The sequence below is a fragment of the Streptomyces sp. LS1784 genome (genome assembly GCF_020103755.1).
GTDB lineage: Bacteria > Actinomycetota > Actinomycetes > Streptomycetales > Streptomycetaceae > Kitasatospora.
This window is the reverse complement of record NZ_JAHSQD010000381.1, coordinates 1-8,032: the sequence shown is the minus strand read 5'-3', so window position 1 is coordinate 8,032 and position 8,032 is coordinate 1. Positions and strand designations below refer to the sequence as shown.

At 73.1% G+C, this 8,032-nt stretch carries 9 protein-coding genes and 1 pseudogene; all 10 read left to right on the top strand.

The window, feature by feature from the left end; translation table 11 throughout:
• Positions 1-226: pseudogene (locus tag KS423_RS31770) on the top strand (ATP-binding protein); the annotation flags it as partial.
• Positions 223-624: a roadblock/LC7 domain-containing protein gene (locus KS423_RS31765; RefSeq protein WP_224283214.1), complete on the top strand. Its 402-nt coding sequence runs from the start codon at positions 223-225 to the stop codon at positions 622-624. The pseudogene KS423_RS31770 and the gene KS423_RS31765, both read left to right, overlap by 4 nt.
• Complete coding sequence (locus KS423_RS31760) at positions 621-995, top strand: DUF742 domain-containing protein (RefSeq protein ID WP_224283213.1); 375 nt, start codon at positions 621-623, stop codon at positions 993-995. The genes KS423_RS31765 and KS423_RS31760 overlap by 4 nt, the downstream gene beginning before the upstream one ends.
• Entirely contained in the window at positions 970-1,560 is a 591-nt protein-coding gene (locus KS423_RS31755; RefSeq protein ID WP_224283212.1) for an ATP/GTP-binding protein, read from the top strand. Before KS423_RS31760 ends, KS423_RS31755 begins: the two co-directional genes overlap by 26 nt.
• A 73-nt stretch (positions 1,561-1,633) precedes the next feature.
• Positions 1,634-3,019, top strand: coding sequence for a cytochrome P450 (locus tag KS423_RS31750; RefSeq protein ID WP_374120061.1), 1,386 nt, complete (start codon positions 1,634-1,636; stop codon positions 3,017-3,019).
• Positions 3,020-3,337: 318 nt separating this feature from the next.
• On the top strand, positions 3,338-4,471 hold the full coding sequence (locus KS423_RS31745) for a cytochrome P450 (RefSeq protein ID WP_224283215.1): 1,134 nt from the start codon (positions 3,338-3,340) through the stop codon (positions 4,469-4,471).
• Entirely contained in the window at positions 4,468-5,364 is an 897-nt protein-coding gene (locus KS423_RS31740) for an enoyl-CoA hydratase/isomerase family protein (protein WP_224283211.1), read from the top strand. The genes KS423_RS31745 and KS423_RS31740 overlap by 4 nt, the downstream gene beginning before the upstream one ends.
• A gap of 137 nt (positions 5,365-5,501) precedes the next feature.
• Positions 5,502-6,290: a hypothetical protein gene (locus KS423_RS31735; protein ID WP_224283210.1), complete on the top strand. Its 789-nt coding sequence runs from the start codon at positions 5,502-5,504 to the stop codon at positions 6,288-6,290.
• A gap of 170 nt (positions 6,291-6,460) precedes the next feature.
• Positions 6,461-7,036: an RNA polymerase sigma factor gene (locus KS423_RS31730; RefSeq protein WP_374120060.1), complete on the top strand. Its 576-nt coding sequence runs from the start codon at positions 6,461-6,463 to the stop codon at positions 7,034-7,036.
• Positions 7,033-7,959 carry a CU044_5270 family protein gene (locus tag KS423_RS31725; RefSeq protein WP_263455442.1) on the top strand — a complete coding sequence of 309 codons (927 nt, stop codon included), beginning with the start codon at positions 7,033-7,035 and terminating at the stop codon, positions 7,957-7,959. Before KS423_RS31730 ends, KS423_RS31725 begins: the two co-directional genes overlap by 4 nt.
• The last annotated feature ends 73 nt before the right edge of the window (positions 7,960-8,032 follow it).

The window sequence follows — 8,032 nt, the reverse complement described above, 5'->3', positions numbered from 1 at the left end:
GCCGCCCGCGGCGACGGCGGGACCGGAGACGACCGCGGACGGGCTGCTGCCGCGGCGCCGCCGCCAGCGCCCCGTGTCGGTCGTCCCCACTCCGCAGGACCCCGGCCGGGCCGAGGAACCGATGCGGAGCGCCGGCCAGCACACGCCGTCCCGCCTCGGCGCGTTCCAGCGCGGCACGCTGTCCGGGCGTAACACCATGACCACGGAAGGAACCGAGATCCAGTGAGCCGCGATCTTTCCTGGGTGCTCAACGACGTACTCCAAGTACCCGGCGCCCGGCACGCCATCCTCGTCTCCGCCGACGGCCTGCTGCTTGAGCGGTCCAGCGAGATCGGCCGTGACGAGGCGGAGACCAACGCCGCCGCGATGAGTTCGATGCAGTCGCTGAGCCGCGCGGTCGCCCCGTTCGTCGGCGGAGGCGGCGGGGTCTGGCGCCAGACCCTCCTGGAGTACGACCACGGCTGGATCTTCCTGATCGCGGCCGGCAGCGGCGCGTACCTGGCCGCCTCCACCGCCCCCGACGTCGACATGGAGGCGATGTCCTTCCGGATGCAGCAGCAGGTGGGCGCACTCGGACGGGCGATGTCGGCGGCTCCGCGCCAGAGCACGTTCAGCGGCTCATGACGGCCGGCGGCGAGGAACAGAGGGTCACCGGCGGTTTCATCCGCTCCTACGTCATCACCGGTGGGCGCGAGTTACCGAGTGCGGACGACCTGTCTCTGATCACCTTGGTCACCGTCGCGCCCGAGCAGGACCTTCCCGCCCTGCCGAGCCCGGAGACCCGGGCGATCTGGGAGCTGTGCTCCGGCGGCTACCTCTCGGTGGCCGAGGTCGCGGCCCGGCTGGAGCTGCCGGTGGGGGTCGTGAGGCTGCTGCTGACGGACCTGATCCGTGAGGGACGGCTGCTGCGCCGGTCGGCCCCGCCCCCGGCCCAGGCCCCGGACCCGAGACTTCTAGAGAAGGTACTGCATGGACTTCAACGCCGGTTCGCCTGAGGACATCTACGTCCCGGGCGCGGTGACGACCGCTGTCAAGATCCTGGTCGTGGGGCACTTCGCGGTCGGCAAGACCACGCTCATCGGCGCACTGTCGGAGATCGCCCCGCTGAGCACCGAGGAGAGCATGACGCAGGCGTCCACCCGCGTCGACGACCTCCGCGGCGTACCGGACAAGAAGACCACGACCGTCGCCCTGGACTTCGGCCGGCTGACGCTCGGCGACGACCTGGTGCTGTACCTGTTCGGCACGCCGGGGCAGCAGCGGTTCATGCAGCTGTGGGAGGACATGGCGCGGGGGGCGCTGGGAGCGCTGCTGCTGGCCGACCCGACCCGCCTGGCGGACACCTTCCCCGTCATCGACCTGATCGAGCAGTACGGCCTGGACTACGCGGTGGCGGTCAACAGCTTCGACCGGCAGAGCGAGTACACCGAGGACCAGCTGCGCGAGGCGCTCGACCTGCTGCCGCACACGCCGGTGGTGTTCTGCGACGCCCGGGACCAGCGCTCCTCGGCCAACGCCCTGCTGACGCTCGTCCGGCACCTGCTCGACCGCGCCTCCTGACCTCCCCCACGTCTCCCTCCCCTCACGTCTCCCGGGTCCGCACCCGCCCGGGGCCTCCTCCAAGGAACGACCCATGGAATCTCTGCAGCGACCCGTCCCGCAGTCGGCGCCGCCGGGCTGCCCGATGCACGCCGGCGTGAGCACACCGCTCTACGGGGACATGTTCTCGTCCGACCCCGAAGCGGTCTATGACAAGCTGCGCGCCAACGGTCCCGCCGCACCGGTGGAGTTGGCCCCGGGGGTGGACGCCACCCTGGTCACCTCGCACGAGGCCGCGCTGCGGGTGCTCCAGAACCCGGGGATGTTCGCCCGGGACTCGCGGCGCTGGGCGGCTCTGAACGAGGGGCGGGTGCCGATGGACAGCCCCGTCCTGCCGATGATGTTCTACCGGCCCAACTGCCTCTTCTCGGACGGCGCCGAGCACCTGCGGCTGCGCAAGGCCGTCACCGAGAGCCTGGACCGGCTCAACGACAACCGGCTCAACCGGCATGTCGAGCGGATCGCCGGCTACCTGATCGACCAGTTCAGCGCGCTGGGCCGGGCCGACCTGCTCAACGACTACGCCAAGCTGCTGCCGCTGCTGCTGTTCAACCAGCTCTTCGGCTGCCCGGCCGACATCGGCGACCGGCTGACCCGCAGCATGTCCGCGCTCTTCGACGGCCTCGACGTGATCCAGGCCAACGAGGAGCTGACCTCCTGCCTGATGGACCTGGTCGCGCTCAAGCGCCGTCAGCCGGGCGACGACATCACCTCCTGGCTCATCCAGCACCCGGCCGGTCTGCGGGACGAGGAGCTCAAGGACCAGCTGGTCATGCTGATGGGCGCCGGCGTCGAGCCCGAGCGCAACCTCATCGGCAACGCGCTGCTCCTGCTGCTGTCCGGCGAGGGCGGTTCCGGCCTGCGCATCGAGGACGCCCTCGACGACGTGCTGTGGAACAACCCGCCGATCGCCAACTACGCGACGCACTACCCGATACAGGACCTCAACCTGGGCGGCGTCCCGATGGACGCCGGCAGCCCGGTGGTGATCAGCTTCGCCGCCGCCAACAGCGACCCCGCGCTGACCGACGCCCGGCTGACCCTCAGCAAGGGGGCCCACCTGGCCTGGGGCGCCGGTCCGCACGCCTGCCCGGCCAAGTCCCCGGCCCAGCTGATCGCACTGAGCGCGATCGAGTGCCTGCTCAACGCGCTCCCGGACGTCACGCTCGCGGTGCCCGCGGAGAGCGTGGAGTGGCGGCCGGGCCCGTTCCAGCGCGGCCTGGTCGCGCTGCCGGTGCGGTTCAGCCCGGTGGCCGCCCGCACCACGGCGCCGGCCGTGAGCCCGGGCACCGCCCCGCCCGGGGCGGTGCCCGGCTCCGAGACGGCTCAGACGTACCCGCAGGGCACCGCCACGGCGTCCGCCCGGGCCCCGCAGAAGAAGGGGTGGTGGAGCTCCTTCCTGGACGTCTTCCGGCTCTGAGACGGCCCGGGGCCGGTCCGACGCGCCGTCGGAAGTCGTTCGGTCACCGCGAGGTGAACGGCTCACGACGATGGTGCGGAACGTGACGGGAGCAACACGGATCGATGCTTGAGCGCGCTGTTACTGGGTAGATCGCCGCCGTACTGCCCGCCCGCGCGATAGGAGCCCCGTGTGACCGCCATGTTGGAAGCCCGCCCCGCGGACTTGGAGAGCCCTGGTGGAAGGGTCGACCGCCGTGCCGCCGTGCCGCTCCTGCGGAGGCTGCGGTCGGCCGAGGGACTCGCCGACCCGAGCCCGGTCTACGACGAGCTGCGGGCGCTGGGCGACCTCGTCCCGGCGCCCTGGGGCGGCTACCTGGTCACCGGGTACGAAGCGTGCGACCAGGTCCTGCGCGGCAGGACCTGGCTCGTCCCGGACTTCGCCTGGCAGGAGCGGCAGAGCGGGACGGAGCGCTGGGAGGCCGTCGCCACCCAGGAGATGAGCCGGACCCTCTCCCGGCTCAACGCCCCCGAGCACACCCGGCAGCGGCGCAGCCTCGGGAGCCTCTTCGACCGGAACACCCTGCGGGACATGGCGCCGGAGATCGAGGCCGACGTCGCCGGGCTGCTCGACCGCCTGGCCGAGCGAATACGGACGGACGGCGAGGCGGACTTCGCCTCCGTGGTCAGCGAGCAGCTGCCGATCGGCACCATCGGGCGCTGGCTGGGCATCGCGCCGGCGGACTACCCGCACATCCTGACGATGACCCACAACCAGGTGCACGCCCAGGAGCTGCTGCCCACCAAGAGCCAGCTGGCGGTCTCCGAGCAGGCCACCATGGACCTGCGTGAGTACTTCACCCGCCTCGTCCGGGAGCGCCGCGAGAACGACGGCGACGACGTGATCGCCGGCTGGATCCGCACCTGGGACGCGCTGGAGTCCGACCGCGAGGCCACCGACCGGATGGTCTACCAGCTCACCATGTTCGTCACCATCGCCTCGCTGGAGACCACGGCGACGCTGCTCTCCTCGCTGGTGTGGCAGCTGCTGCGGTCGCCGGGCAGGTGGGAGTGGCTGCGGGAGCGGCCCGAGCACATCGACGAGGTGATCGACGAGGCACTGCGCTACGACCCGCCGATCCGGATCAACAGCCGCGTCGCGGGCGAGGACACCGTGCTGGCCGGGGTGTTCCTCCCCAAGGACACCATGGTCCACGTGATGTACGGCGCGGCCAACCGCGATCCGCGCCGCAACCCGGACCCGCACACCTTCGACCCGCTCCGCCGGGGCACCCACCTCACCTTCGGCGGCGGCGCCCACTACTGCCTCGGTGCGGGCCTGGCCCGGCTGGAGGCGCGCGCCCTGCTGGACCGGCTGCTGGAGCGCTTCCCGACACTGCGGGCGGTGAGCCCGCCGGAGCACGCGCCCCGGATGGTCTTCCACCGGGTGACGTCCCTGAGAGTGGCCGCATGAACGTTTCCCCGCAGGCTCCCCAGTACCCCCCGTACGCGATGCAGCCCCCGTACCTGACGAACCCTCCGGCGCCCGGCGGCTGGTACCCCGAGCCCGGGCCCGCGGTGGTCCCCGAGCCCGCGCCGGCCCGTACGGTCCGTTCCGAGCTCCGGGACGCGGTGCTCCACGTCGAGCTGAACAGCCCGGGGACCGGGAACGCCGTCACCTCGGCCATGCTGGACGAACTCCTCGCCGTCCTCGCGGTACCCGACCCGGCCGTGCGCGTGATCGTGCTGTCCGGGGCCGGCCGGGACTTCTGCCTCGGCGGCGACCGCGACGAGCTCTTCGCGGGCCTGGACGAGGACCCGACCGGCGGCCGGATACGGAGCTACGGGGAGAAGGCCCGCAGGGTCTGCGACGCCCTCACCAACAGCTCCGCCGTCACCGTCGCACGGGTCCAGGGCCGGGCGACCGGCGCAGGCTTCGCCCTGGCGCTCGCCTGTGACCTGCGGGTCGGCGCCGACAACGCCGTCTTCCGGCTGCCCGAGCTCGCCCTGGGCCTGCCCGTCGCCTGGGGCGGTCTGCTTCCCCGTCTGCTCCACGAGGTCGGCGCGGCCCGGGTCCGGGAGATCATCCTCACCGGCCGTCCGGTCGGTGCGGTGGAGGCGGGTGAGCTCACCATCCTGCAGCGCGTCGTCTCCGAGCAGGACCTGGACGGGGCGGTGGCCGAGTGGACCAGGCCCATCACGCGCCGCCCCGAGGCCGCCCTGCGGGTCACCAAGACCCTGCTCGGCTCCCACGCGTCGGCCACCCGGCTGGCCGACGCCTCGGTGCTCGACTCCGAGCTGATGGCCTCCGTCCTCGCCGCCGCCCACTACACCCGCAGCCTCGCCACCCGGCCCCCGGCCGACTGACCGACGGCCGTGCGCACGAGAGGGGTCTGCGTCCTCGGGCGCGGGCCCCTCGCCCGTTCGGTAACCGATGGTGAATCCCGCCCGGATATTCGCTACCGTGTGCGATCGGCGAAGGGGAGGGAATCGCGGTGGGGGCGATGCGCAACACCCGTGTGGCAGGGGCGGTCCTGACGATGGCTCTGGTGGTGGCCGGGGCGGCGGCCTGCGAGGGGGACAAGGGCGGCGCCGCCGCTGCCGCCACGCCGCCGCAGCCGTTCGGTGCCGGCGGTTACCGCGGACTGCAGCTGTCGATGACCAAGGACGAGGCGCTCGCCTCCGGAGCCCTGGAGGCGGCGCCGGTCTCGGTGCTCAACGGCTGCACCGACTACGCGTACAAGGGCGGCCCGGCGCCGGACCCGGTCCGGATGGCGACCGAGGCGCAGGTCCACGAGAAGGCCTCCAAGGCGATGGCCAGGATCGACGAGATCAGGGCGAACCGGAAGCCGGTCCCGCCGCTGACGCCCGGGGCGTCGGTGAAGGAGCTGCAGGAGTACAACAACCGCCTCCAGGAGCTGATCAAGCAGGACGCCGCCGACCAGCAGGAGATCGCCGCGCTCAACAAGGACCTGGACCTCGTCACGCCCGCCCGCAAGGCTCGGGACCAGGCCTTCCTGGCCACCGGGCGGGTCAACTTCGGCACCAAGGGCCTGCGCCAGGTGGTCGCCCCGGCGGACGCCCGTACCGCCGAGGGGATCGGCGCCGGCTCGACCGAGGAGGAGCTCAAGCGGGCCTACGAGGGCAAGGAGCTGAAGCCGGCTGAGAACGGCAGGTTCGAGCTCCCGGCCGAGAGCGGCAGCGGCGGCCCGGACTGGTTCTACGAGTTCACCATGGCCGAGGGCAAGGTCGCTGCTCTCGCCCTGGTCAAGCACAACACGTACTGCTCCTGAGCGGACGGCCGCGAGCGGACCGGCGGCGGAGGCCCCGACGAACCACCGGGTTCGGCGGGGCCTCCGCCGTACTCCGCTGGGAACCCGGCGGCCCGTGCGGACAGGTGGGGGACGTGGAACTGTCACAGCGGGCGCGATTGAGGAGCGGAGATCAGTGGGCGTTCGGGGAGTTGTTCGATGAGACGGCGGACGACCTGTACCGGTACGCGGCGCGGGTGGTGGGGGACCGGGCGGCCGCGGAGGACGTCGTCCAGCTGACGTTCCTCGAAGCATGGCGCCTGCGCGGCAAGCTGCGGGAGGACGACGGGCCGGTGCGGCCCTGGTTGTTCGGGATAGCCGCCCACGTCCTGCGCAACACGACCCGGGCGGCCCGGCGGCACCGGGCGGCGATGGCGCGGATTCCCGACCGCGGCGTACTGCCGGACTTCGCCGAGGAGTTGGTCGGACGGCTCGACGACGACGCCCGGCTCGCCGCCGTGCGGCGGGCGCTGGGCGGGCTGCGGAGGGCCGAGCGCGAGGTGTTCGGACTCTGCGTCCTGGCGGGCCTGGACTACGCGAGCGCGGCCGAGGCACTCGGGGTGCCGATCGGCACGGTGCGCTCCCGGCTCTCGCGCGCCCGTACCAAGCTGCGCGCGCTGGCGGACGAGGAGCTCCGGGGCGGGCGGGAACTCCCTGCGGACACCGGACAGGTACGGGGTGGCCGCACCGAAGCGGCCAGGTCGACGACACCGGGGAGGACCCGATGAACCCGATGAACGAGGACGAACTGCTGCCACCGCCCACGGGGCCGGGGCTCTCCGCCGACCGCCGACGGCAGCTGCGGGGGCACCTGATGAGCGAGTTCGCACGCGGGCCGGCGGCCGGTGCGCGGCGGATCCGGCTCGGCTGGGTGGCCCTGCCCGCGCTGGCGGGCGGCCTGGCGCTGTCCCTGGTCCTGGCCGGCGGCCCGGTGGAGCGGGGCGCCGACTCCACTCGGCCGGTGGCGGCGGTCGTCCTGGACCGCGCGGCGCGGGCCGCCGAACAGCAGTCCGCCCCGGCCGTACGCGGGGACCAGTTCGTCTACGTGAAGAGCCTGGACGACTGGGCGAAGTCGGAGGGCGAGGCGGCGCGGGACCGGGAGCTCTGGAGGTCCGTCGACGGCAGCAGGCGGGAACTGCTGCTCCTGGACGGGCATCTGCCGAATCCCGGAGGAAGCGACGAGCACGGGGAGCCCGAACCGGTGCCCTACTCCGGGATCGGCAGCTACGCCTACGTCGCCGCCCTGCCGACCGACCCGGACGCGCTGCTGGCCAGGATCCACGCCGATACCGCAGGCCTCGGGCCCGGCCCCGACGAGGAGGCGTTCAGGACCGTCGGCGACCTCCTGCGCGAGCAGATCGCCCCACCGGCCGTCAGCGCCGCGCTCTACCGGGCGGCCGCGAAGATCCCCGGCGTCACGGTGATCGACTCGGTGACCGACGCCGCCGGCCGCCCCGGCATCGCGGTCGCGCGCCGGGACGGCGGCGGGAAGGTCGAGTCCCAGTGGATCTTCGACCGCGCCGACTACACCTTCCTCGGCGAGCGCACCGTGGCCCTCGCCGACGGCTCGACCTTCAAGAAGGGCGACATCACCGGCCAGATGGCCGTCCTCGCCCGCGCCATCGTCGACCAGCCCGGCACCCGCCCCTAACGGGCGGCGGCCGGCTGCCGAGGCCACCCCCGCAGGGCCGCGCGGGCCCGGGCGACGCCCCCGGGGGTGGCGG